Source organism: Chitinolyticbacter meiyuanensis, from assembly GCF_008033135.1.
Lineage (GTDB): Bacteria > Pseudomonadota > Gammaproteobacteria > Burkholderiales > Chitinibacteraceae > Chitinolyticbacter > Chitinolyticbacter meiyuanensis.
This window is the reverse complement of sequence record NZ_CP041335.1, coordinates 805,106-826,955: the sequence shown is the minus strand read 5'-3', so window position 1 is coordinate 826,955 and position 21,850 is coordinate 805,106. Positions and strand designations below refer to the sequence as shown.

General features: G+C 64.5%; 24 protein-coding genes. 8 read left to right on the top strand and 16 right to left on the bottom strand.

The genetic code is table 11. From position 1 onward, the window contains the following. Window positions 1–205 precede the first annotated feature (205 nt). Both FLM21_RS03925 and pssA read right to left on the bottom strand, forming a co-directional pair. The gene (locus tag FLM21_RS03925; protein WP_222846763.1) at window positions 206–2,002 is read right to left on the bottom strand and encodes a 2-isopropylmalate synthase; all 1,797 of its coding nucleotides are present in this window, start codon (window positions 2,000–2,002) and stop codon (window positions 206–208) included. Window positions 2,003–2,135: 133 nt separating this feature from the next. Beyond that, window positions 2,136–2,894, bottom strand: a complete 759-nt coding sequence (pssA, locus tag FLM21_RS03920; protein ID WP_148714319.1) for a CDP-diacylglycerol--serine O-phosphatidyltransferase — start codon at window positions 2,892–2,894, stop codon at window positions 2,136–2,138. 157 nt (window positions 2,895–3,051) lie between these two features. Here pssA and asd point away from each other — a divergent pair, with 157 nt between their 5' ends. Next, window positions 3,052–3,888 (top strand): archaetidylserine decarboxylase, encoded by an 837-nt coding sequence (asd, locus tag FLM21_RS03915; RefSeq protein ID WP_148714318.1) that lies wholly within the window; start codon window positions 3,052–3,054, stop codon window positions 3,886–3,888. Between the two features lie 5 nt (window positions 3,889–3,893). Here the strand turns inward: asd and FLM21_RS03910 are convergent, their stop codons facing one another. From FLM21_RS03910 to FLM21_RS03885, 6 genes are read right to left on the bottom strand one after another with little or no spacing between them, the layout of a single operon-like run. Beyond that, a complete protein-coding gene (locus FLM21_RS03910; RefSeq protein WP_148714317.1) occupies window positions 3,894–4,091 on the bottom strand; it encodes a zf-HC2 domain-containing protein in 198 nt (65 codons plus the stop codon). After that, a complete protein-coding gene (locus FLM21_RS03905; RefSeq protein WP_148714316.1) occupies window positions 4,081–4,680 on the bottom strand; it encodes a sigma-70 family RNA polymerase sigma factor in 600 nt (199 codons plus the stop codon). The genes FLM21_RS03910 and FLM21_RS03905 overlap by 11 nt, the downstream gene beginning before the upstream one ends. Beyond that, a complete protein-coding gene (locus tag FLM21_RS03900) occupies window positions 4,677–5,129 on the bottom strand; it encodes a DoxX family protein (protein ID WP_148714315.1) in 453 nt (150 codons plus the stop codon). The genes FLM21_RS03905 and FLM21_RS03900 overlap by 4 nt, the downstream gene beginning before the upstream one ends. Further along, window positions 5,129–5,845: an HvfC/BufC N-terminal domain-containing protein gene (locus FLM21_RS03895; protein WP_148714314.1), complete on the bottom strand. Its 717-nt coding sequence runs from the start codon at window positions 5,843–5,845 to the stop codon at window positions 5,129–5,131. Before FLM21_RS03895 ends, FLM21_RS03900 begins: the two co-directional genes overlap by 1 nt. After that, window positions 5,839–6,666 carry an MNIO family bufferin maturase gene (gene bufB / locus FLM21_RS03890; protein WP_148714313.1) on the bottom strand — a complete coding sequence of 276 codons (828 nt, stop codon included), beginning with the start codon at window positions 6,664–6,666 and terminating at the stop codon, window positions 5,839–5,841. Before bufB ends, FLM21_RS03895 begins: the two co-directional genes overlap by 7 nt. Before the next feature lie 40 nt (window positions 6,667–6,706). Next, window positions 6,707–6,949 (bottom strand): BufA1 family periplasmic bufferin-type metallophore, encoded by a 243-nt coding sequence (locus tag FLM21_RS03885; RefSeq protein ID WP_148714312.1) that lies wholly within the window; start codon window positions 6,947–6,949, stop codon window positions 6,707–6,709. Between the two features lie 335 nt (window positions 6,950–7,284). On the opposite strand from FLM21_RS03885, the gene FLM21_RS03880 reads away from it, so the two are divergent. Continuing rightward, window positions 7,285–8,619 (top strand): trypsin-like peptidase domain-containing protein, encoded by a 1,335-nt coding sequence (locus FLM21_RS03880; RefSeq protein ID WP_187360073.1) that lies wholly within the window; start codon window positions 7,285–7,287, stop codon window positions 8,617–8,619. 26 nt (window positions 8,620–8,645) lie between these two features. Here the strand turns inward: FLM21_RS03880 and FLM21_RS03875 are convergent, their stop codons facing one another. From FLM21_RS03875 to FLM21_RS03865, 3 genes are read right to left on the bottom strand one after another with little or no spacing between them, the layout of a single operon-like run. Continuing rightward, window positions 8,646–9,557 carry a DMT family transporter gene (locus tag FLM21_RS03875; RefSeq protein WP_148714310.1) on the bottom strand — a complete coding sequence of 304 codons (912 nt, stop codon included), beginning with the start codon at window positions 9,555–9,557 and terminating at the stop codon, window positions 8,646–8,648. Window positions 9,558–9,570: 13 nt separating this feature from the next. Next, window positions 9,571–10,314 carry a 2OG-Fe dioxygenase family protein gene (locus FLM21_RS03870; RefSeq protein ID WP_148714309.1) on the bottom strand — a complete coding sequence of 248 codons (744 nt, stop codon included), beginning with the start codon at window positions 10,312–10,314 and terminating at the stop codon, window positions 9,571–9,573. Further along, complete coding sequence (locus FLM21_RS03865; RefSeq protein ID WP_148714308.1) at window positions 10,311–11,516, bottom strand: argininosuccinate synthase-related protein; 1,206 nt, start codon at window positions 11,514–11,516, stop codon at window positions 10,311–10,313. The genes FLM21_RS03870 and FLM21_RS03865 overlap by 4 nt, the downstream gene beginning before the upstream one ends. 109 nt (window positions 11,517–11,625) lie before the next feature. On the opposite strand from FLM21_RS03865, the gene FLM21_RS03860 reads away from it, so the two are divergent. Together FLM21_RS03860 and FLM21_RS03855 are read left to right on the top strand one after the other, a co-directional pair. Next, window positions 11,626–12,549: a LysR family transcriptional regulator gene (locus tag FLM21_RS03860; protein ID WP_148714307.1), complete on the top strand. Its 924-nt coding sequence runs from the start codon at window positions 11,626–11,628 to the stop codon at window positions 12,547–12,549. A 130-nt stretch (window positions 12,550–12,679) separates the two neighbouring features. Beyond that, window positions 12,680–13,684, top strand: coding sequence for a hypothetical protein (locus FLM21_RS03855; protein WP_148714306.1), 1,005 nt, complete (start codon window positions 12,680–12,682; stop codon window positions 13,682–13,684). 88 nt (window positions 13,685–13,772) lie between these two features. Here FLM21_RS03855 and ilvC read toward each other — a convergent pair whose 3' ends face one another. From ilvC to ilvB, 3 genes are all read right to left on the bottom strand, one after another. Continuing rightward, entirely contained in the window at window positions 13,773–14,789 is a 1,017-nt protein-coding gene (ilvC, locus tag FLM21_RS03850) for a ketol-acid reductoisomerase (protein ID WP_148717436.1), read from the bottom strand. A gap of 82 nt (window positions 14,790–14,871) precedes the next feature. After that, window positions 14,872–15,363: an acetolactate synthase small subunit gene (gene ilvN / locus FLM21_RS03845; protein WP_148714305.1), complete on the bottom strand. Its 492-nt coding sequence runs from the start codon at window positions 15,361–15,363 to the stop codon at window positions 14,872–14,874. A 13-nt stretch (window positions 15,364–15,376) separates the two neighbouring features. Further along, window positions 15,377–17,146: a biosynthetic-type acetolactate synthase large subunit gene (gene ilvB / locus FLM21_RS03840; protein ID WP_148714304.1), complete on the bottom strand. Its 1,770-nt coding sequence runs from the start codon at window positions 17,144–17,146 to the stop codon at window positions 15,377–15,379. Window positions 17,147–17,709: 563 nt separating this feature from the next. Between ilvB and FLM21_RS03835 the strand changes: the two genes are divergently transcribed. Genes FLM21_RS03835 through FLM21_RS03820 form a run of 4 tightly spaced genes read left to right on the top strand, consistent with a single transcriptional unit; the run spans window position 17,710 to window position 19,604 of the window. Further along, the gene (locus FLM21_RS03835) at window positions 17,710–18,303 is read left to right on the top strand and encodes an RNA polymerase sigma factor (RefSeq protein ID WP_148714303.1); all 594 of its coding nucleotides are present in this window, start codon (window positions 17,710–17,712) and stop codon (window positions 18,301–18,303) included. Next, on the top strand, window positions 18,296–18,652 hold the full coding sequence (locus FLM21_RS03830) for a DUF3619 family protein (RefSeq protein WP_148714302.1): 357 nt from the start codon (window positions 18,296–18,298) through the stop codon (window positions 18,650–18,652). The genes FLM21_RS03835 and FLM21_RS03830 overlap by 8 nt, the downstream gene beginning before the upstream one ends. Continuing rightward, window positions 18,631–19,029 carry a DUF3106 domain-containing protein gene (locus FLM21_RS03825; protein ID WP_187360072.1) on the top strand — a complete coding sequence of 133 codons (399 nt, stop codon included), beginning with the start codon at window positions 18,631–18,633 and terminating at the stop codon, window positions 19,027–19,029. Before FLM21_RS03830 ends, FLM21_RS03825 begins: the two co-directional genes overlap by 22 nt. After that, entirely contained in the window at window positions 19,029–19,604 is a 576-nt protein-coding gene (locus tag FLM21_RS03820) for an RDD family protein (protein ID WP_148714300.1), read from the top strand. The genes FLM21_RS03825 and FLM21_RS03820 overlap by 1 nt, the downstream gene beginning before the upstream one ends. Here the strand turns inward: FLM21_RS03820 and lnt are convergent. Both lnt and FLM21_RS03810 read right to left on the bottom strand, forming a co-directional pair. Further along, complete coding sequence (gene lnt, locus FLM21_RS03815) at window positions 19,506–21,005, bottom strand: apolipoprotein N-acyltransferase (RefSeq protein ID WP_148714299.1); 1,500 nt, start codon at window positions 21,003–21,005, stop codon at window positions 19,506–19,508. The two genes, FLM21_RS03820 and lnt, sit on opposite strands and share 99 nt — an antisense overlap. Next, window positions 21,002–21,844 carry a CorC family transporter gene (locus tag FLM21_RS03810; RefSeq protein ID WP_148714298.1) on the bottom strand — a complete coding sequence of 281 codons (843 nt, stop codon included), beginning with the start codon at window positions 21,842–21,844 and terminating at the stop codon, window positions 21,002–21,004. The genes lnt and FLM21_RS03810 overlap by 4 nt, the downstream gene beginning before the upstream one ends. Window positions 21,845–21,850: the final 6 nt, after the last annotated feature.

Genomic DNA, 21,850 nt, shown 5'->3' with positions numbered 1-21,850 from the left:
CGTGGCCTGCGTCGATCGGGTTCTTACTGCTGCCGCCGGTCCATGGCCTGACTCGTTCGCGGATCGCGAAGGAGCGCGCTGGCTTGCGGCGCCTGGGTTGCGCCGCGCGGTTCACGCCCTGGTGGGGCGCCCGCCTCGGTGGTTTACTGCCTGAAATCCGGTAGTTGAATCGCAGCGCGCCACGCCCGGCGCACCGCGATTCCGTTCAAACCGCCTCGCCGATCTGCGGATTGACGCGGGTATTTTTGTTCGAGAGCTTGTTCAGCGCCGAGATATACGCCTTGGCGCTGGCAACCAGGATGTCGGTATCGGCGCCCTGGCCGTTCACTACCCGGCCCGCCTTGGAAAGGCGCACTGTCACTTCGCCCTGGCTGTCGGTGCCTTGGGTGATCGCGTTCACCGAATAGAGCAGCAGCTCGGCGCCGCTATTCACCACCGATTCGATTGCCTTGAAGGTGGCATCGACCGGGCCGTCACCATCGGCATGGGCCTGGCGCTCCGCGCCGTCGTCGACCATTACCAGTTGCGCGCTTGGCACTTCGCCGGTTTCCGACACCACCTTGAGCAAGCTCAAGCGGTAGGTTTCCTGCTCGATGGACACCATCTCATCCGACACCAGCGCGTGCAGGTCCTCGTCGAAGATCTCGCGCTTGCGATCGGCCAAATCCTTGAAGCGGGCAAAGGCCGCATTCAGCGCTTCGTCGGTATCGAGCACGATGCCGAGTTCCTGCAATTTCGTCTTGAACGCGTTGCGGCCCGAGAGTTTGCCCAGCGTAAGCCGGTTGGCGGACCAGCCCACCGATTCGGCACTCATGATCTCGTAGGTTTCACGGTGCTTGAGCACGCCATCCTGGTGGATGCCGGATTCGTGCGAGAACGCGTTGGCGCCGACGATGGCCTTGTTCGGCTGCACCGGATAGCCGGTGATGGTCGAAACCAGCTTGCTGGTCGGCACGATCTGGGTGGCGTCGATACCGGTTTCCACGCCGAAGATGTCCTTGCGGGTCTTCACCGCCATCACGATTTCTTCGAGCGAGGCATTGCCCGCGCGTTCGCCGAGGCCGTTGATGGTGCACTCCACCTGGCGCGCACCTGCCTGTACGGCGGCAAGCGAGTTGGCCACGGCCATGCCCAGATCGTTGTGGCAGTGGGTGGACCAGATCACCTGGTCGGCACCCGGCACCTTGGCAATGAGATCGCGGATGCGCTCGGCCCAGACCGACGGCACGCTGTAGCCCACGGTATCGGGCACGTTGATGGTCTTGGCACCGGCCTTGATCACTTCGCCAAAGATGCGGCAGAGGAAATCCATGTCCGAGCGCACGGCATCCTCGGCCGAGAATTCGACATCGTCGGTGTATTCGAGTGCGATCTTCACCGCCTTCACCGCCGCATCGACCACCTCATCCGGGCTCATGCGCAGCTTCTTCTCCATATGGATCGGGCTGGTGGCGATGAAGGTGTGGATGCGGCCGCGCTTGGCTGGCTTGATCGCTTCGCCCGCGGCGCGCACATCGCGCTCATTGGCACGGGCCAGACTACAGACGGTGCTGTTTTCGATCACTTCGGCAATGGCACGGATCGCGTCGGCATCACCTGGGCTTGCTGCGGCAAAGCCGGCCTCGATGATGTCCACGCCCAGCTTTTCCAGTTGGCGGGCGATGCGGATCTTCTCTTCGCGGGTCATCGAAGCGCCGGGCGATTGCTCGCCGTCGCGCAAGGTGGTGTCGAAAATGTACAAACGATCGCCCATGGCACTGGCTCCGGTGTGGTTCGTCGGCACTTCGCCGACGCGATAGCTGTGAATGTTGAAGTCGCGATTCTGGCGCGCCGCGAGGCGAGCCAGCTTGTCGATCTGCGAGAGCGGCAGGCTGCCGCGCTCGCGCCACTTGTAGATTGCGGCGCGGCTGACAGGATCATCGGGGAAGGCCTGATTCAGCGCGTCCGCAAGGGCTGCGGGGCCGCCGAAGTCGGCGATCAGGCGGTCGATGTCGAATTGCACGCGTCACTCCTGGCTAACAATGAGCTCAGGATAAACGCGACTTCGACACAACGTCAAACAAATTTCGCGAATTTAATCGAGAAGTGCTTAACACTCCCGGACAAACGCAAAAATATCGGACAAAAAGTCCAAATCAAGCCATGTTGGGCCGGCGTTTCAGCTTGCACCATACCCAGTAGACATAACCGGACGCCGCATAGCCGATGAAGAAGCAGAACAGCACCAGTGCCGGGCGCGACGCGCCGATCAACAGCACCAGCACCGCCACCAGCATGGCGACGAAGGGCACCGTCTTGCGCGCGTGGAACTCCTTGAAACTCCAGAAGCGCACGTTGGAAACCATGGTCAGCCCGGCAAACAGCGTAAAGAACAGCGCGATATAGGGCAGCGCCGGCCGCAACACCGCCAGATCGCTGGCGTATTCGATACCGATCCAGACGAGGCCCGCCACCAGTGCGGCAGCCGATGGCGACGGCAGGCCCTGGAACCAGCGCTTGTCCACCACTTCGATATTGGTGTTGAAGCGCGCCAGCCGCAGCGCGGCACCGGCACAGTAGATGAAGGCCACCGCCCAGCCAAGCTTGCCGAAATCCTTGAGCATCCACTCATAGGCGATGAGGGCCGGCGCCACGCCGAACGACACCATGTCCGACAGGCTGTCGAACTCCGCACCGAACTCCGACTGGGTATGCGTCAGCCGCGCCACCCGGCCATCGAGGCCATCGAGGATCATCGCGATGAAGATGGCGACCGCCGATTGCTCGAAATGCCCGTTCATGGCCTGCACGATGGCGTAGAAACCGGCGAACAGCGCGCTCAGCGTGAACAGGTTGGGCAAGAGGTAGATGCTCTGGCGCTTGAAGTTGAGCGGTCGCTTGATCGGGTGATGCATGACGGGCCTCGGGCACGGGCCGGCAAACGCGCGCCGGCAGAACTGGAAATTGTAGCCGACCCGCGCCCGCGCTGTCTGGCTAAAGCCCGCCGGCATGCGGTAACGGCAATCGCATGCGTTACAATGGCGCGCTTTACCTCGTGGAAAAGCGCCAGCCGTGTCCGACCGTCTCTTCGTCCTGCTCCAGCACCTTGCGCCCAAGCTGGCACTGACCGTGTTCGCCGGCTGGGTGGCCACACCGCAGCGCGGCTGGGTCACTACCCGCATCATCCAGCGCTTCGTCAGGAAGTACGGCGTGAACATGGCGGAAGCGGCCGATCCGGACATCACCAGTTACAAGAGCTTCAACGATTTCTTCACCCGTGCGCTGAAGCCCGGCGCCCGCCCACTGGCCGACTCCACGCTGGTCTGCCCCGTCGATGGCGCCATCAGCCAGTTCGGCCGCATCGATGGCGACCAGATCTTCCAGGCCAAGGGCCACAGCTATACCACCCGTGCGCTGGTCGGCGGCGACGCGGCCCTTGCCAAGGAGTTCGAGCACGGCAGCTTTGCCACCATCTATCTCAGTCCCAAGGACTATCACCGCATCCACATGCCGTGCAATGGCCGGCTCACCCGCATGATCTATGTACCGGGCGAGCTCTATTCGGTAAACCCCGCCACCGCCCGTGGCGTGCCGGGCCTCTTTGCCCGCAACGAGCGCGTGGTGTGCGTGTTCGACGGAGCGCGAGGTCCGTTCGTGCTGGTGTTGGTGGGAGCCACCATCGTCGGCAGCATGGCTACCGTCTGGCACGGCGTGGTGAACCCGCCGCGCGCTGGCGAGGTGCGCGAGTGGCGCTACGACGATCAGCAGATCACGCTCAAGCAGGGCGAGGAAATGGGCCGCTTCCTGCTGGGCTCCACCGTGGTCCTGCTGTTCCCGCAGGCACTCGATTTCAATCCGGACTGGGCTCCGGCCCGATCGATACGGCTCGGCGAAGCCATGGCAGGCTGAGCGGCTCAGCGCCCGATCGCGTCCTCGTCCGCCCCGCCCTCGCGCAGCACCATCGCCGCATGACGCATCACAGCGAGCTGCTTGCGGTAGTTGCGGCAGCCGCTGCATAGCGGCAGGTGGGCCGCCAGCGCCAACCGCTCCGGTGCGGTCAAGACACGGTCCTGTGCATCCGACATCAGCCGGGTTGCTTCTCTACACTTCATCGCTCAGTTCCCTCGCGCCATAGCCTTTTTCGGAGAGGCAGGTGCGCAAGCGCAGCCTCGCCCGGTACAGCAGCACGCTGCAGTGGTTGCTGCTGATGGCGAGCTCGCCGCAGATCTCGTCGGGCTCCATATCCAACAGCTCGCGCATCGCGAACACGCGCCCGGTCTGTGCCGGCAACAGATCGAGGCAGGCATGAAACAGCTGCCAGAACTGCCGCTGGTGCACGGCGGTTTCCGGTTGCGGCCAGGCGCGGGGCCGCACGGCAGCATCCCAATGGCCACTGGCATTGAACAGCAGTTGGTCCAGCGCGGCATCGTCGGCCAGCTCGTCCTCCAGCGCCGACAGGTTCACCGTGCGCCGCCGCCGGCGCATCGTGTCGATCAGCTTGTGGCGCAGAATGCCGAAGACCCAGGTCTTGTGTTGCGACTGGCCGGCGAATTCGGACTCGCCCGCCCAGGCCGCTGCCAGCGCTTCCTGCACCGCATCCTCGGCCGCCGCGAGATCGCGCAGCTGCAGCAGGGCAAAGCGCAGCAGATCGCGTCGCAAGGTGGCAAGGTAGTCATCGGCGTGCCAGTCCCTGGCGTTCATCTCGATGTGCTTCCCCGCCCAACCCAGCGCGACAGTGACCACGTACCAGTGCCATGGACCACCAGGTACATCAACAGCACGCCCCACAGCACATGGTCCTTGATCTCCACTGCCTCCAGCCCCGGATACGAGATCACTGCCACGGTGTTGAACACGAACAGCACCAGTGCAGCCACACGGCCGCCCAAGCCGAACAGCAGCAGGACAGGAAAGAAGAGCTCGGTCACCGTACCGGCTACTGCCGCGACGCCTGGCGGCAACAGCGGTACATGGTATTCCTCGGTGAACAGCAACAGCGTCACATCCCAGTCGCGCAGCTTGGTGAGGCCGGCAAGCAGGAATACGCGCGCAAGATAGATCCTGGCTGCCAGCGCGAATAGCGGCTGCAAGCGATCAAGCAGGCGGCAGGCAGCCGCATACCAGGCAACACAACGGTGCAACATCATCATCACTCCAGTCCTGTGACCAGTTGCTCGGCAAACACCAGCGCCAGTGCCACGTTCTGCGCCTCGTCGGTCAGGGCCTCGCCGACGCGTTGGCCGGACAGCAACGCCTGCAGCAGGTGGGCGCTGACGGCATCGATCGCCCGCCAGCACACGCTCAAACCCGCGCGCCAGACCATGACGGTTTGAGCGCCGGCGTCGAGTGCTGCCGGCATGCCGCCTTCATGCATGACCTGGATATCGGCGATCGGCCAATGGCTCGATGCCACCACGGCCAACGACGGATGCAATCGCAAGCGCGCCGACATCAAGGACTCGGCATCGAGGCCGGCGAGCCGCACCGGATCCAGCGGCGCCACATCAGCAGCGTAGTACGCACGATGACGCGCCCAGTCGAAGCGCGCCACATCCGCCAGATACGGCAACCCGGCCGCCGGCGTATAGCCGGCAAGAAAGGCCGCGAGCGGTGCGCCGTCATCGTGCAGGTTGGCCGATTCCGCCGGTGTTGCCCGCACGTAGTCGCGTGCCAGCGCCGCGAATGCAGCCTCGCCGACCAGCTCGGCTACCGTCGGATAGGCCTGCGTGAGTGCATGTACCCGGTTCAGCAGCACGTTATTGCGATAGACCGCGAGCCCCGCCGCATCGGCGAACCCGTTTGGAACACGCACGGGGTCTTCGAGCGCCTGGGCGAAATCGGCGAGCGCGGTTGCATAGCTCAGCATGGCAGCGCTTCCGCCGCGCCGATGCGCGCACGCAGCATGTCGTACTCGGCCAGCAACGCTGGCAACGGCGGCAACCGGGTATCGCGTTCGAGCAGCACCGGCTGCGGCCCGAAGCACGCCAGCGCGGCATCGAGCAACGACCACACGGCATCGCACACCGGCGCACCATGGGTATCGATGGCCCTGCCGTCGAACACCTCGAAGCCAGCCACATGGATTTCGCCGACCCCGCCAACGGGCAGCCGCGCGAGCTCGGCGCGTGCATCGATACCAAGGTTGAGTGTATTGACGTGCAGGTTGTTCACGTCGAGCAGCACGCCGCAGCCGGTGCGGGCTACCAGCTCGGCCAGCAATTCGGCCTCGGTCAGCGTTTCACCGGCAAACGCGACGTAGCCGGAGACGTTTTCGAGCAATAGCTGGCTCCCCAGTGCGTCCTGCACCGCGCCTATCCGCTCGGCCAGCAAGGGCAGTACACCCTCCAGCCGTGGCACCGGCAGCAGGTCCGGGAAGTAGCGCCCGTCATGGCGATTCCAGCACAGGTGCTCGGACACCCTGATCGGCTCGATACGCTCAACCAGTGCAACGAGTTGCGCCAGATGCACCGCATCGAGCGGATCGACACTGCCAAGGCCCAGGCCGACACCGTGCAGGCTCACCGGGTAGTGCGCGCGAACGCGCTCCAGCGCGGCGATCGGCTCGCCGCCACCAAAGTAGTTTTCGCTGTGCACCTCCCACCAGGCCACGTCGGGCCAAGTAGCCAGCACCTCGGCGATATGGGGGGAGCGCAGGCCGAGCCCGGCCTGCGCGGAACGATGGACCATGTCGATCACGCATGGCGCAGCCCGCGGCCGCGCCCCACCATCACATGGCCTTGAGCGAGCCGCCCATCTTCTCGCAGGTGCCCGCAGCCACGAACTTCCATTCGGCCTTGTCGTTGTCGGCGGCGGCCTGCCCGGCGCAGGAATGGCCATTGGCCTTGCAATCGTTCTGTCCGGCCTTGGCCACGCCGAAACACTTTTCCTTCTCCGCCGCGAGTGCAGGGGTCGCAACAGTGGCCCCGAGCACGGCGGCGAGGGCGGAAGCGGCAAGCAGGGGCTTGTTCATGGCAGTTCTCCTTGGGGATTGGGCGAAGGCAACAGGCCTTCTGCAGCATGAGTCGCTGCAACTGTGAAGCGATGACAGCGCGGGTGCAAATCTTCTTGTCCAGCGTCACAACAGCGGCGCAACGACAACACAGGGTCGTTGCAGGGCATCTGGTCGGCAGGCATTTTCTGCTGAAGCCACGCCGCTTGGCACTCAAACCTTGCTACGTCGGGCACTTGGGTTGAATCAGGGCCAACTGTGGTGCCGCCACGACGATGGCATCCGATTCCGCGGCTGGCAGTTTCCTTCCTCCGGCCATGCCGCCATCATCGCTGCATATCGTCGGGGGCCGAAGCATGAAAAAGACGTTGTACGATCTGCTGGGCGTGCCAGCGACGGCGACACAGGCAGAGATCGAAGCCCAATATCGCGGGCGGCTGGAGGAATTGGCACAACACTCGGCCGATCCGGACGTGGAAAACCAACGCAAGTTCATCCGCCATGCGTTCGATACGCTGAGCAACCCCACGCTGCGCGCCCGCTACGATCAACGCCTGGCAACACCGGCCCCGGTGAGCGTCAGCCCGGCCGACGACGGCCTCGCCGATGAGGCGCCGGACCGGCGCTGGATCTGGCTGTTGGCCGGGGTATCACTCGTGTTGCTGGCCTGGTGGGGCTGGCATCGCAGTTCGAATCAACCGGAACGCCGGCAGGCGATGCCCGTGCAGCAACCCGCCCTGGCCGAAACTCCCGAAAGCGCGCCACCGGCGATCCTATCGAGCAGCGAGCTGTTCGAGGCGACCAGCCCCAGCATCGTGGTGGTGGTCGGCCGCAATGGTGATACCCAGTTGAGCAGTCTGGGCAGCGGCGTGGTGATCGAGCGCGGCGAAGTCGTCACCAACTGCCACGTGGTGGCGCAAACACCCGATGTGAAAGTCCTTTACCAGGGCAAGGACTATTCAGCGCGGGTGCGCTACCAGGATCACGGTCACGATCTTTGCCAGCTGTCGGTGTCCGGCCTCGACGCACCGGCGGCACGGCTGGGTGGGCCTTTGCGGGTAGGCAACAAGGTGTTTGCGCTGGGCGCTCCGCAGGGGCTGGAGCTGTCGCTGAGCGAAGGCATCGTCTCCTCGCTGCGCGACTTCGACAAGGCCAAGCTGATCCAAACGACTGCGGCCATTTCGCCGGGCTCCAGCGGCGGCGGCCTGTTCGACGAACGTGGAGGGCTGGTCGGCATCACCACCTTCCAATCCAGGACCGGACAGAACCTCAATTTCGCCGTGCCGGCCGAGTGGATCGCCCTGCTGCCGCAGCGTGACGGCAACCGCGACGCGCTGTTGCCAGGGGAGGAACCGCAACCCCGTGCCCAAGCACCGTCTACCGGCGGCCAGGTCGAGGTGAACGAAAACCTTTATGGCTACTGGGATTGCACCACCACCGTGGGTAACGACCGTCGCTATGGCTATGAATTCAGCCCCGGCGGCATGCTGGTCTTCTCCCTCGGCGAAGGCTCGGGCAAGCGGAGTCGTTTCAACGGCAGCTACCGCTGGGTACGCAGCGATGCGTTGACGCTCTCGGTACCGCAGTTCGACCCGCCGACGATCACGCTGCAGATCAATGAACTGAGCAGTGAACGACTGGTGTTGCAGCTACCGGGCGACGAGCGCCATACGCATTCCTGCACCCGGTAGCACACCAACCGCTGGCGCCACCCGGCTCATCCAATCGCCGCGGGGCGCAGCACGCTGCGCGGCCAGCTTGCCCAGAGCGCAGCGCCCACGATCAGCGCACCGCCCAGCCAGGCTTCCGGCGCCAGCCGCTCGCCCAGCCAGAATGCGGCGAACAATGCACCAAACACCGGTTCGCTACCCATCAGCAGCGATACCCGGCTGGGGCTGCCGGTATGACGCACGCCGTAGTTCTGCGCGAAGAAGGCGAAGATGGTGCAGAACAACACGAGGTAGATGGTGGCGATCCAGAACGCCGGCTGGTGCGGCAAGGCCGGCAGGCCATGCGGCAGCATCAGCGTGGCCACGATCAGCGAGCCACTGCCGACCACGCCGGACTGGATGGCTGTAAGCGTGAGCATGGACATGGTCTTGCCGGCGGTCAGCCGTTGTGTGGCACTGACCATCAGTGCACGTAGCAACGCCGCTGCCAGCATCAGGCCATCGCCGATGTTGAAGCGGCCAAACTCGACCGAAGCGGTAAGCAACCAGGCGCCGATCAACGAGATCCCGGCCACGACAAAGGCCTGGCTATCAGGCCGGCGCCGCAGCAGCAGCCATTCGACAAAGGGCGTCAGCACCACGGTCAGGCTGATCAGGAAAGCGGCATTGCTGGCGCTGGTCAGCGCCACGCCGAAGGTCTCGCACAGAAAGATGCACAGCAGGATCAGGCCGAGCGGCAGGCCGGCCTTCAGCGCCTGCTGCCCGCGTTCTGCGGCCAGTTCGCGCAGCGTGGGCAGCAGCAGCACGAAGGTGAGACAGAAGCGCACGGCAAGAAAGCCGAGCACCGGGTAGAAGGCGAGCGCAGACTTGGCGACGCCATAGCTGGTGCCCCAGACCACGGCAACCAGCAACAACATGAGATCGGCCAGCCACGGGAGCGAGCTGAGGGGGCGATTCATAAGGACTCCGGATTCAGGGGCGGGCATAGGCGATCACCAGCACGTCGCGCCAGGCCGCGCGGTCGGGCCGGGCGGCGGTGATGGGGCTGACGCCGTGCATGGTGGTCACGTCGTTGGCGACCAGCAGATCGAGCGGATCGGACAGCGTCAGCGCGTGCAGCAGGTTGCCAGCGGCATCGGTGATGCGGGTTTCGCCACCCTCGACGTTGTGGCGCTCGACCATCAGCGTGCAGATGAAGTCGACGCCGTCGCGGTGCAGCCCCTCGGGGGTCGGCTGGCCCAGCATGGCGCCGTCGGCACGGATGCGATACGGATGCAGCCGCACCAGCCACGGCGCGTTCGTGCCTTCGGCCGCATCGAATGCCCGGCCCAGTGCACGCAACAGGCCGCGCAGGAAGCGGTTGTGGACGAAACTCGGTTCCAGCGGATCGAAATGGCGGGCGACGCCCCCATTGAGCGTGTTGATGTAGCGCGGCTGCTCATAGGGGCCATGCGGTTGCAGCACCAATTCGCCGTGTGCGCCGAGCAGGAAGGCGCCGTAGCGGCGATAGCGATAACGGCCGCCGTCGCCCATGTAGTGATCGAGCGTCAGCCGCTCCCAGCAATCGGCGAATTCGGCCCAGACTTCGGGCTCCAGGCCGCAGGCTGCCTGCAGGGAACGGCCCGGTACGAAGGCGTATTGTTTGCTACGCAGCGCGGTCACCAGGCCTGCGCTCATGGTGTCGGCCAGCGACATCGGCGCGACGGCGTCCATCATGCGGCCTCCCGATGCGACTGCATCAGCTCGGCCAGACCGCGGCTGGCGCTATGCCGGGCGGCCTGTTTTTCCCAGCCATCGCGATCGGTGAGATAGCGCGGCGAATTGGCGCGGATCGAGCACACGTCCGCGGCGCCAGCACGCAGGCGGTAGCCGACGGTGCCACTGACGGTGCGGGTGGTGGCCTGGATGAAGGCCTCGCAGGCAGCCCGCAGCCCGCCGAACCAGCGCCCTTCCAGCGCCTCGCGCACCCACAGCTGTTCCATGGCCTGCTTTTCGCGCAGCGTTTCCGCATCGATCGTCGCAGTTTCCAGATGGCGATAGGCATCCATCAGCAGCGTGGCGGCCGGGGCTTCGCGCACTTCCAGCACCTTCTCGCCGCCGGCCAGGTGCTCCAGCCCGCTGTAGCGCCCGACGCCGAAGGAACCGACCCGCTCGTTGAGCGCCGCGATCAGCTCGGTGAGCGGCAGGGCGAAATCGTCGACGGCGATCGGCCGGCCGGCAGCGAAATGCAGCGTGATCTCGGTATCCGGCAACTGCGAGCGCGGGCGGGTCCATTCGAACAGCGTTTCCGGCACCCAGAACGCCTCCGGGTTGTCGAGCGAGCCCGATTCGAACTCGCGGCACCACAGATTGGCGTCGCCGCTGATGCCGCGCGCCTGGAAGCGAGTGAGCCCCTCGGCACGCAAGGCTTCGATCTTTTCCTCGCGCGAGATGGCGGTGTACTCGTAGGGCGTGCCGTAGTGTCCGGTGTAGCCCAATTGCGCCAGCGCGCCGTTGAGCCGGCGCAGGCTGTTCTGCGACTGATTGGCGGTATGCACGATGGCATCGCAGCCGAGCTCGTGCGCCAGCTGCACCGCGTATTGCGCGATCACCGGCCGCGACAGCGACGAGCTGATCGGATACATCCCCATGTAGCGCGCCTGCGCACGCACCGCCGGCAGCACCGCCTCCTCGGCAAAGCGCTGGCAACCGTCGATGACCCGCAGTTCCGCGCCGAAATGCGATGCAATCTGCTGCAGGTCCGGCACATTGACGCCGTCACCCAGATCGATGGTCAGCGCGGTGACCTTGCAGCGCTGACCCGCCAGCGCATGCAGCACATAGCTGCTGTCGAGCCCGCCGCTGAATAGCGTGAGTACGTGATCGCAGTGCGTGCCGACCCAATCGAGATCCGCCCTGCTCCTGATGCTGTTCTGCATAATTTCGTCCGCCCCCTCGGAATTCTGGTGAAAGCTAGTGACAGGCGGGGATTATGCGATTCGCTTTCAAATGCGATAATCCGATGCTTGGGAATAATTCTTTTGCGCCATGGGAATCAATCAACCCACCACGTTGTTGTCCGATCTCGCCGCCTTCGCCGCCGTGGTCGACAGCGGCAGCTTCTCGGCCGCAGCCCGGCAGCTGGGGCTGACGCCCTCAGCCGTCAGCCGACAGATCGCGCGGCTGGAGCGCACGTTGTCGACCCGGCTGCTGGAGCGCACCACGCGGCAGCTGCGGCTCTCCGAATCGGGCAGCGAGGTCTACCAGTACGGCCGGGAAATGGTGGCAGCAGCACGCGGTGCGCTGGAGGCGGCCGGCAAGTTCAGCGAAGCGCCGCGCGGCAAGGTGCGGCTGTCCGCACCCAAGGCCTTCGCCCGGCAGGTGATCCACCCGCTGTTGCCGGCCTTCCTGCGCCGCTATCCGGAAGTGGACGTGCAGATGGTGGTCACCGACCAGGTGCTCAATCCGGTCGCGTTCGATGTGGATCTGGCCATCCGCATCACCGATGCCCCGCCGCCAGGCTTGGCCGGACGGCCACTGATGACGGTCACCCACGTGCTGTGCGCAACGCCTGCCTACCTTCAGGCGCAAGGCACACCGGAGCACCCGCGCGAACTGGCCGGCCACAGCTGCCTCTACCTCGGCGAACATCCCGATGACCGACGCTGGCGCTTTCGTCGCGGCAAGGAGCGGGTGACCGTCGCCGTGGAAGGCCGCTACGTCGCCAACCACAGCGAGATCCGGCTGGAAGGAGTGATGGCCGATCTCGGTATTGGCTGCCTGCCGCATTTCACCGCGCAGAACGCGCTCGCCGCCGGCACCATCGTGCAGGTGCTGCCGGATTGGGTGTTCATGGGTGCCTATACCGGCACCGCCTGGGCGCTTTATCCACCCAAGCGCTATATCGCGCCCAAGCTCAGGGTCTTGATCGACCACCTGGTCGAGGGTCTGCGCGAACACCAGAGCCTTTAAGCCACGCGAATGTGCCCAGCCTGCGCAATCGGGCACATCGGTCCGCCTGTAGCGCGCACAACACGCACTTTGCACTCAAGAAGCCTGCTCCTGGCCCGATAGGAAGGACATCACCCATCGGGAACGCCTCATGAAGATCGCACCCAGCGACCCTCTTCCATTCGTGCAACGCTTTATGACTTCAGCGGGAACGACAGCGCCAGAGGCAGCAGCCAGCGAATCAGCGGCCTCGCCTTCCACCTACGTCACCCTGTCCTGTGAACGCGAAACCCGCGCCACCTCGCTGTTCGATCAACTGACCGACCTGAGCCAGCTGAAACGGCGCCGCGGCCTGCTCTCGGACGACCAGCGCAAGGCAGCCGCCAGGGCACGCATTGCCATGATCAAGGCACAGATCGAGCAGATGCAGCAATTTGCCGCGGGCCTCGACCCCAAGGCGGCCAAGGCCATGCTCAGCCAGTTACGCGGTCTTGCCGCGCAGTTGAAAGCTGCCGCCGCCACGCTCGCCAACTCGGGAGGTGGCGCGACCGGCAACCTGGCGCAACTGCCCGTTGCGGTGCAAGGCGCAACAGGCAGCGCGGCGCCGACCGCACAGGGCGCAGTTGCGAATACGGATACCGGTAGCACAGCACCCGAGGCTGCAGCAGCCCCAACCGGCAGTACACCGACTGATGCCGCAGTCGCCGAACAGGCTGTGACCGCGACACAACAAGCCGAGACGGCACTGCAGGAAGCGACGTCGCCCACCGCCGACGCGCTCGCCAAGGAAAGCGAAAAGGGCGAAGAACGCCCCATTGCCTCCGGTGCCAGCGTAACAGCCACCGGCCGAGGCGATGCCGGTAGCGGTGATGGCGACCTGATCCGCAGCGCGGCACGAAAACTGAAGAGCCTGATGGCGCTGCTCAAGAGCCAGATCGTCGAGGACAAGGAGAAAAACGCCAGGAAGATCGATCAGGAACTGGCCGAGATCGAACAACTGGCCAAGCAGGCCGACGAAGGTGGCCAATCAACCGAGGGCGCATCAAACGCCAGCCCGGCGACGAGCGAGGCCGCGGTCACAATCGGAGCGGACGTAGCCACGCCCGTCACTGTGGACGCCAGTGCAGCGACAGATGCTGGCGCTGCCATCGCCTGATGGCCCGTCCACTGCCACATATGAAAAAGGCCTGCATTGCTGCAGGCCTTTTCTGGTCGAACCGCGGGCTGAACACCCGCTACGGCGATCAGTTCTTGGACTGGTCGACGATCTTGTTCGCCTGGATCCACGGCATCATTGCGCGCAGCTTGGCACCGACCACTTCGATGCCGTGTGCCGCGTTGTTGCGGCGTGCAGCGGTCATCGATGCGTAGTTGGTCTGGCCTTCCAGGATGAACTGCTTGGCGTATTCGCCAGTCTGGATGTTCTTCAGCGCCTGGCGCATGGCCTTGCGCGATTCTTCGTTGATCACGCGCGGGCCGGTCACGTACTCGCCGTACTCGGCGTTGTTCGAGATCGAGTAGTTCATGTTGGCAATGCCGCCTTCGAACATCAGATCGACGATCAGCTTCAGTTCGTGCAGGCACTCGAAGTAGGCCATTTCCGGCTCGTAGCCGGCTTCGACCAGGGTCTCGTAACCCATCTTCACCAGCTCGACGGCGCCACCACACAGCACGGCCTGTTCGCCGAACAGATCGGTTTCGGTCTCGTCCTTGAAGGTGGTTTCGATGATGCCGGTACGGCCGCCGCCCACGCCGGAAGCGTAGGACAGTGCGGTCTGCTTGGCCTTGCCCGATGCATCCTGGAAGATGGCGATCAGGTCAGGCACGCCGCCGCCACGGACGAACTCCGAACGCACGGTGTGGCCCGGGGCCTTCGGTGCAACCATGATCACGTCCAGATCCTTGCGCGGGACGACCTGGTTGTAGTGGATGGAAAAGCCGTGGGCGAAGGCGAGCGTTGCGCCTTGCTTGATGTTCGGCTCGATCTCATCCTTGTACAGCTTGGACTGGAACTCGTCCGGGGTCAGGATCATGACCACGTCGGCGCCGGCTACGGCAGTCTTCACGTCGGTGACCTTCAGGCCGTGGGCTTCTGCCTTCTTCACGGTGGCCGAACCCAGGCGCAGGCCGACAGTGACGTCGACACCCGAATCCTTCAGGTTGCAGGCGTGGGCGTGGCCTTGCGAGCCGTAGCCGATGATGGCGACCTTCTTGCCGCGGATGATCGAGATATCACAATCTTTGTCGTAGTAAACGTTCAGTGCCATGGGATAAAGCTCCTTGCTGTGTGAGGGAAGAGGGGTGAGGCGGGTTTACCTTGACCGCCTCGCTCCCCACTCGATTTCAGATTTTCAGGATACGTTCGCCGCGCGCGATGCCCGAGGCACCGGTACGCACGGTTTCGAGAATGGCTGCCGGATCAAGCGCCTTGATGAAGGCATCCAGCTTTTCGCCGGTGCCGGTCAGCTCGACGGTGTAGGTCTTCTCGGTCACATCGATGATGCGGCCGCGGAAGATGTCCGCCATCCGCTTCATTTCGTCGCGATCGCGACCGGCTGCGCGCACCTTGATCAGCATCAGCTCGCGCTCGATGTGATCGGCCTCGTTCAGGTCGATCACCTTCACCACTTCGATCAGCTTGTTCAGCTGCTTGGTGATCTGCTCGATCACGTCGTCCGAGCCGTGGGTGACAATGGTCATCCGCGACAGCGTCGGATCTTCGGTGGTCTGCACCGTCAGCGAATCGATGTTGTAGCCGCGTGCGGAAAAGAGGCCGGTAACACGGCTCAGCGCGCCGGCTTCGTTCTCGATCAGGACGGAAAGAATATGTCGCATGCTCAATCCCTCCTCAGCACAGGTTGCCGTAGTCACGGTTGTTTTCGAACGGCGTCTGCTGCAGGCCGCGCATGTGTTCCGGCAGATCCATCTGGTTCAGGCCCTTGCCGTTCTGGATCATCGGGAACACGTTCTCCGATGGGTCGGTACGGAAGTCGATGAACACCAGACGCTCCTTGAGCGCTGGGCCGAAGGCTTCCTTCAGCACCGGCTCGACATCGGCCGGGTTCTCGACCTTGAAGCCGACGTGACCATAAGCCTCGGCGATCTTCACGAAGTCCGGCAGCGCATCCATGTACGACTCGGAATAGCGGGTGCCGTAGAATAACTCCTGCCACTGGCGGACCATGCCGAGGTAGCGGTTGTTCAGCGACAGCACCTTCACCGGCGTGTGGTACTGCTTGCAGGTGGACAACTCCTGGATGTTCATCTGGATCGAGCCTTCGCCGGTCACGCAGGCCACCTGAGCATCCGGGTTGGCGAGCTGCGCGCCCATGGCGGCCGGCAGGCCGAAGCCCATGGTGCCAAGGCCACCGGAGTTGATCCACTGCTTGGGCCGGCGGAACTTGTAGTACTGCGCCGCCCACATCTGATGCTGACCGACGTCGGAGGTGACGATGGCTTCGCCATTGGTCACCTTCCACAGCGACTCGATCACGTGTTGCGGCTTGATCACTTCGGTCGACGGCGTGTACAGCAGCGAATTGGGCTTGCGCCACTCGTCGATCTGCTTCCACCAGTTGGCGAGCGCATCGGCGTTCGGCTTAGCGCCGGTTTCCTTCAGCACTGCGATCAGGTCGGTCAGCACATGCTTGACGTCACCGACAATGGGCACGTCCACCTTCACCCGCTTGGCGATCGAGGAGGGATCGACGTCGATATGGACGATCTTCTTCGGGTTCGACAGGAACTGGTTGGGCACCGAGATCACGCGATCATCGAAACGCGCGCCGATGGCGATCAGCACATCGCAGTACTGCATCGCCAAGTTGGCTTCGTAGGTGCCGTGCATGCCCAGCATGCCGACGAAATTGGGATCGGTGCCGTCGAGCGCACCCAAACCCATCAGCGTATTGGTGCACGGCACGTTTAGCATGCGAACGAGCTCGGTCACCTGCGCCGACGCGCCACCCTGCACTGCGCCACCACCGACGTAGATGTACGGGCGCTTGGCTTCGGCCAAGAGTTGCGCCGCCTTCTTGATCTGCCCCGGGTGGCCCTTGGTCGGCGGATTGTAGCTGCGAATGTTGACGCTTTCCGGGTATTCGTACGCGCACTTGGCGATCGTCACATCCTTGGGGATGTCGATCACCACCGGACCGGGACGGCCGGATGCGGCGATGTAGAACGCCTTCTTGAAGGTGGCGGCGAGGTCACGCACATCCTTCACCAGGAAATTGTGCTTCACGATCGGGCGCGAGCAGCCGACCATGTCCACTTCCTGGAAGGCATCGAGGCCGATGGCACCGGAGGGCACCTGGCCGGAGATCACCACCAGCGGAATCGAATCCATGTAGGCGGTGGCAATGCCGGTAATGGCATTGGTCGCGCCAGGACCCGACGTCACTAGCGCGACGCCCACCTTGTCGCTGGAGCGCGAATACGCGTCCGCAGCGTGGACGGCGGCCTGTTCGTGGCGCACCAGCACGTGTTTGAAATTGGTTTGACGGAAGATCGCGTCGTAGATCTCGAGCACTGCGCCGCCGGGATAACCGAAGACGAATTCGACGTCCTCTTCCTGCAGGCAACGCGTGACGATCTCGGCACCAGAGAGGTGTTCCATGAGTCACCCTTTCCCGATCCGGCTTGGCCGATCGATCGGGTATCAACGTTTTCAGAAAACATTACCCCGTGTTGGGCAGGGCAATGCGACCTGACGACCTGCTTGAGCACCAGGGCAGCGGGTGGTCCGGGAACGGGCGTGTTCCGGGTCCGGATCGCGGTGCGGTAACACAACGATCCACTTGCTGCTGGGCATCGGCAGTGCCGATCGGCCTTCCTCAGGTGGTAAAGCGAGCTTTGCCACCGAAACCGGACTGTCCGCCTTGAATCGGGCTTGTGGCCCGAGTAGGACGACTGCGGTGTTGCGCGGGCGGTGCCATTCGGTGTGCGGGCCCGGTGATGGAACGGGACCGCAATCTCGCGCATCTGGATAGTGCGCGAACCGCAAAAGGTAACGGATAGACAAGGACTTGGCAAGTTTTGCTGCGCCGCGCAAGCCCCTGCTGCATGCGTCGCCGGACGTGAGCCGCGTCACCCTGCGGCTGGTAGCAAGCACAACCGGTCGTCGCCTCGACCGTGCTAGCATCTGCCGGTTCGTATTTCCGCCTCTCGAAGCCATCCGCGATGCACGCCGCGCAGTCCGCATTGTCCCAGTTCCTCGCCTCGGTCGAGCGCCGTGCCTACAAGCACGCCGCCTATGCCGTGCGCGACGACGAGGCGGCGCTCGACATCGTGCAGGACGCGATGATGCGGCTGGCTGAGCGCTACGCCGACAAGCCGCATGAAGAGTGGCCGATGCTGTTCCAGCGCATACTGCAGAATGCCATCCGCGACCATATGCGACGGCAGAAGGTACGCAACTGGTGGGTGACGCTGTTCTCGTCGTTCCGCAAGGACGACGACGAGGACGGCAGCGACCCGCTCGACTGGCTGCCCGAACAGCCGCAGGCGGCCAACCCCGAGGACGAGCGCATCCAGGCGCAGACCATGGCGCTGATCGAGGCTGGTGTCGCACGTTTGCCGGCACGTCAACGCGAAGCCTTCCTGCTGCGTTACTGGGAAGAGTTCGACACCGCCGAGACCGCCCGCATCATGGGCTGCTCGGAAGGCAGCGTGAAGACGCACTGTTCGCGTGCCACGCAGGCATTGGCGGACTGGATGCGGCAGCACGGTATAAACTGGCAACAGACGGAAGCTCGGGGAGGCGATCATGGCTGACAATCTGCACGACGATGCGGTCGTGGCTTGCGTGTGCACTGCACTCGACGCAGCCCCGCTCAGCCCGGCCGTCGCCACCCGCCTGGCCCAGGCACGCCAGCGTGCCGTTGCGCCGGCAGCAAGACCGTTTTCGCTGACCCACTGGCTGTCACGCCAGTTCGGCTCCCATCCCACCGCTTGGGGCGCCGGTCTGGCCTTCGGGCTGGCCATCGCATTTGGCGGCGTGTGGCAATGGCAGCAGGTGCGCGCGCTCGACGCCAATGTCGACCTGCAGTTGCTGGCCGACGACGTGCCACTCGACATGTACGTAAGCAACGATTTCGAGAAATGGACTGCCGCCACCAACTGATCGCCCTGCTGCTGGCACTGCCGGCTTTCGCCTGCGCCCAGGAATGGGGTAGCCTGAGCCCCGGCGCGCGCGCAGTGCTGGCGCCGCTGGCCTCGCAGTGGGGCTCGCTCGATGCCGAGGAACAGCAACGGCTGTCGCACCTCGCCGAGCGCTATCCGCAGCTACCGCCGGAGAAGCAGGCACGAGTGCGCGAGCGCATCGGGCGCTGGGCGACGCTGTCGCCCTCCGAGCGCGCCCGGGCACGCGAGAACTACCAACGCTTCAAGGAAATGCCGCCGGATCAGCGACGCGATGCGATCGAGCGCTATCGGCGCGAGCACGATGATGGCCCACCGCGTGGACGGCACGGCGGCGGCCCACGCGACAAGGACAGGTAATGACGGCATTGCAACCCGCCGGCTGGTGGCGTCGGTTTTTCGCGTGGTGGTACGAGCTACTGCTGCTGATTCCGGTGCTGCTGCTGCTGGCGATTCCGCCCGTTGCAGCGCAGGCGCTGGTGCAACTGGTGCTGGGCAGCAAGGTCGATGGCTCCATCGATACGCCACTGGCCCACGCCCTCAATTTCGCCTGGTTCATCACCGCCAGTTTCGGCTACTTCGCCTGGTGCTGGCTGCGCAGTGGCCAAACGCTGGCAATGAAGACCTGGCGACTACGCCTGGTCGACGCGCAAGGCCACACGCCCCGGTTATCGCAGATGCTGGGTCGGTTCGGTCTCGCCACCCTCTGCTACCTGCCGCTGCTGCCGCTCTGGATGCTGGCGCGGCGCGATCCACAGTGGATTCCCTACGCCTGGCTGGCGCTGGCCTGGTTCATTGCACCGTTCTTCTGGGCCATCGTCGACCGCGAGCGACTGCTACTGCACGACCGTTTCGCGGGTACGCGCTTGGTGCTGGCGCCAACCAAGGCCAAGCAGCAACAGGCCGCAGGCCAACAGGAAAGCCCAGTCACCTAGGCGGGCATACGGCGTCATGCCGATGAAGTTGCGGGCCTGCCCTTCGAGCAGGCCCTTTTTCATCGGCGCCAGCCGCGCAACAATGCGGCCCTTCTGGTCGATGATGGCGGTAAGCCCGGTGTTGGTGGCACGCAGCATGTAGCGCCCCGTCTCCAACGCCCGGGCCTGACTCATCTGACCATGCTGATCTGCAGCCCACGAGCCGTCGAACCAGGCAAGGTTGCTGAAGTTGGCCAGCATGGTCGCCTGCGGCAAGGCGCGGATGATCTCGCGGCCGAATACGTCCTCGTAGCAGATGTTGGCAGCCAGCCGGGTTGGCCCCAATACGAACGGCGGTTGCCGGGCCGAACCCGGCGTGAAGCCGGACAACGGCATGTTGAGGAAGTCGTACATCCAGCCGAACAGCGCCGGCACCGGCACGAATTCGCCAAACGGCACCAGGTGGTGCTTGCTGTAGGCCGGCTGCTTCATCGCGCTCAGGGCCAGCACGCTGTTGTAGTACTCCATCGGTTTGGGGCCGAGGATGGGCACGCCGCTGACCAGATGACGCTTGCCCACCGCCTGACGCAGTTCAGCGAGATACCAGGCCGGCACATCGGTGAGGAAGGCCGGGATCGCGGTTTCCGGCAGCACCACAATCTCGCCACGCGCTTCTCGCGTGAGCCACAGATAGGTGCGCAGGTTATCGACGAAATGCGCGGCATCCCACTTCAGATCCTGCCGGATATTGCCCTGTGCCAGTGACACCGTGACCGGCTTGCCCAGTGGCCGCGTCCACTCCACCTGCAGCAAGCCCAGGCCAACCAACCAGACCGCCGCGACCACGGCCCAACGCCGCGGCACGCGCCAACCCTGAGCCAGCAGGCCGATGCACAGCGCCAGAATCAGACCTACGCCATAGGCACCGACCAGCGGCGCGTACCCCGCCAGTGGGGTGATGGGCAATTGCGAGGTGCCGACACTGGCCCAGGGGAAACCGGTGAACAACCAGCCGCGCAGGTATTCGGTGGCGACGAACAACGTGGGGATCAGCAGCGGCAAGCGCAGCACTGCCGGGCAAGGCAGCCGCCACGCCAGCCAGCCGGTCAGCGCCGGGAACAGTGCGAGATAGAGCGCGAACAGCAGCGTGCATCCCGCCGCCATCCAGGCCGGCATGCCACCGAAGGTGTGCAGACTGATGAAGATCCAGTGCACGTTGGCCGCAAAATAGCCAATGCCCCAGACCAAGCCACGCAATGCGGCCGAGCGCGCACCTTGGGCCTGTGCCAGCGCCAGGAACAGCGCCAGCAGCGACAGCCACATCAGCGGCGCCCAATACAGTGGCGCAAACGAAAGCACGCTGGCCGCCCCGCAGGCGGCCAGCACGACATGGCGAGCCCAGCCCGGCAACGTGCGCCTCATGCTTCCTCCGGCACCACCGGCTGCGGCAGGCGTTCGACCAGCAAGGCATGCACGCGTTGCCGGTCGGCGCGGATCACCCGCAGCCGCCAGCCATCAATGACCACGCTTTCTCCCCGCAGCGGCACGTGGCCGCAATGGTCGATCACCAGGCCGGCCACCGTGCGGTAGTCGCCGCGCGGCAACTCGCTGCCCAGCGCCAGGTTGAGCGCATCCAACTCGGTGGCGCCCTGCACCCGCCAACGCGTGGCACCGGCCGGCACGATCAATTGCTCGGTCACGTCATGTTCATCGGCGATATCGCCGACGATCTGCTCGATCACGTCCTCGATGGTGACAAGCCCCGCCACGCTGCCGTGCTCGTCGACGACGATGGCCATGTGGTTGCGCTGGTCGCGGAAGGCCTTGAGCAGCACGTTGAGCCGCTGCGTTTCCGGCACGAACACCGCCGGGCGCAGCATCGTGCGCAGATCCAGCATCTGCCGGCCGCTCGCATAGCGCAGCAGGTCCTTGGCCAGCAGGATGCCGATCACCTCGTCGAGGCTGCCGTCGACCACCGGAAAGCGTGAATGCGCGGTATCGATGGCATGGGCGATCAGGTGGGCGTGCGGCGTGGTGAGATCGATCACGTCCATGCGCGAGCGCGACACCATCACGTCGCGCACCTGCAGGTCACCGACGTTGAGCACGCCTTCGATCATGGCCAGCGCATCGGCGTCGAGCAGATGGCGCTCAAAGGCCGAATGCAGGATATCCACCAGCTCGCCACGGTTTTCGGGCTCGCGCAGCAGGAAATGAGTCAGGCGTTCCAGCCAGTTCTTCTGGGATGGGCTGTCGTCCATCGGGTA

Bases quoted from the DNA above. Each gene is read 5' to 3' on its own strand.
- FLM21_RS03825 (WP_187360072.1), top strand. From the start codon at position 18,631: ATGGACTGCCGCCACCAACTGATCGCCCTGCTGCTGGCACTGCCGGCT.
- FLM21_RS03860 (WP_148714307.1), top strand. From the start codon at position 11,626: ATGGGAATCAATCAACCCACCACGTTGTTGTCCGATCTCGCCGCCTTC.
- lnt (WP_148714299.1), bottom strand. From the start codon at position 21,005: ATGAGGCGCACGTTGCCGGGCTGGGCTCGCCATGTCGTGCTGGCCGCC.
- FLM21_RS03895 (WP_148714314.1), bottom strand. From the start codon at position 5,845: ATGCTGAGCTATGCAACCGCGCTCGCCGATTTCGCCCAGGCGCTCGAA.
- ilvN (WP_148714305.1), bottom strand. From the start codon at position 15,363: ATGCGACATATTCTTTCCGTCCTGATCGAGAACGAAGCCGGCGCGCTG.
- pssA (WP_148714319.1), bottom strand. From the start codon at position 2,894: ATGCATCACCCGATCAAGCGACCGCTCAACTTCAAGCGCCAGAGCATC.
- FLM21_RS03900 (WP_148714315.1), bottom strand. From the start codon at position 5,129: ATGATGATGTTGCACCGTTGTGTTGCCTGGTATGCGGCTGCCTGCCGC.
- FLM21_RS03870 (WP_148714309.1), bottom strand. From the start codon at position 10,314: ATGATGGACGCCGTCGCGCCGATGTCGCTGGCCGACACCATGAGCGCA.
- ilvB (WP_148714304.1), bottom strand. From the start codon at position 17,146: ATGGAACACCTCTCTGGTGCCGAGATCGTCACGCGTTGCCTGCAGGAA.
- FLM21_RS03875 (WP_148714310.1), bottom strand. From the start codon at position 9,557: ATGAATCGCCCCCTCAGCTCGCTCCCGTGGCTGGCCGATCTCATGTTG.
- FLM21_RS03910 (WP_148714317.1), bottom strand. From the start codon at position 4,091: ATGAAGTGTAGAGAAGCAACCCGGCTGATGTCGGATGCACAGGACCGT.
- FLM21_RS03865 (WP_148714308.1), bottom strand. From the start codon at position 11,516: ATGCAGAACAGCATCAGGAGCAGGGCGGATCTCGATTGGGTCGGCACG.
- FLM21_RS03880 (WP_187360073.1), top strand. From the start codon at position 7,285: ATGAAAAAGACGTTGTACGATCTGCTGGGCGTGCCAGCGACGGCGACA.
- FLM21_RS03820 (WP_148714300.1), top strand. From the start codon at position 19,029: ATGACGGCATTGCAACCCGCCGGCTGGTGGCGTCGGTTTTTCGCGTGG.
- FLM21_RS03855 (WP_148714306.1), top strand. From the start codon at position 12,680: ATGAAGATCGCACCCAGCGACCCTCTTCCATTCGTGCAACGCTTTATG.
- FLM21_RS03810 (WP_148714298.1), bottom strand. From the start codon at position 21,844: ATGGACGACAGCCCATCCCAGAAGAACTGGCTGGAACGCCTGACTCAT.
- FLM21_RS03905 (WP_148714316.1), bottom strand. From the start codon at position 4,680: ATGAACGCCAGGGACTGGCACGCCGATGACTACCTTGCCACCTTGCGA.
- FLM21_RS03830 (WP_148714302.1), top strand. From the start codon at position 18,296: ATGGCTGACAATCTGCACGACGATGCGGTCGTGGCTTGCGTGTGCACT.
- FLM21_RS03835 (WP_148714303.1), top strand. From the start codon at position 17,710: ATGCACGCCGCGCAGTCCGCATTGTCCCAGTTCCTCGCCTCGGTCGAG.
- bufB (WP_148714313.1), bottom strand. From the start codon at position 6,666: ATGGTCCATCGTTCCGCGCAGGCCGGGCTCGGCCTGCGCTCCCCCCAT.
- FLM21_RS03885 (WP_148714312.1), bottom strand. From the start codon at position 6,949: ATGAACAAGCCCCTGCTTGCCGCTTCCGCCCTCGCCGCCGTGCTCGGG.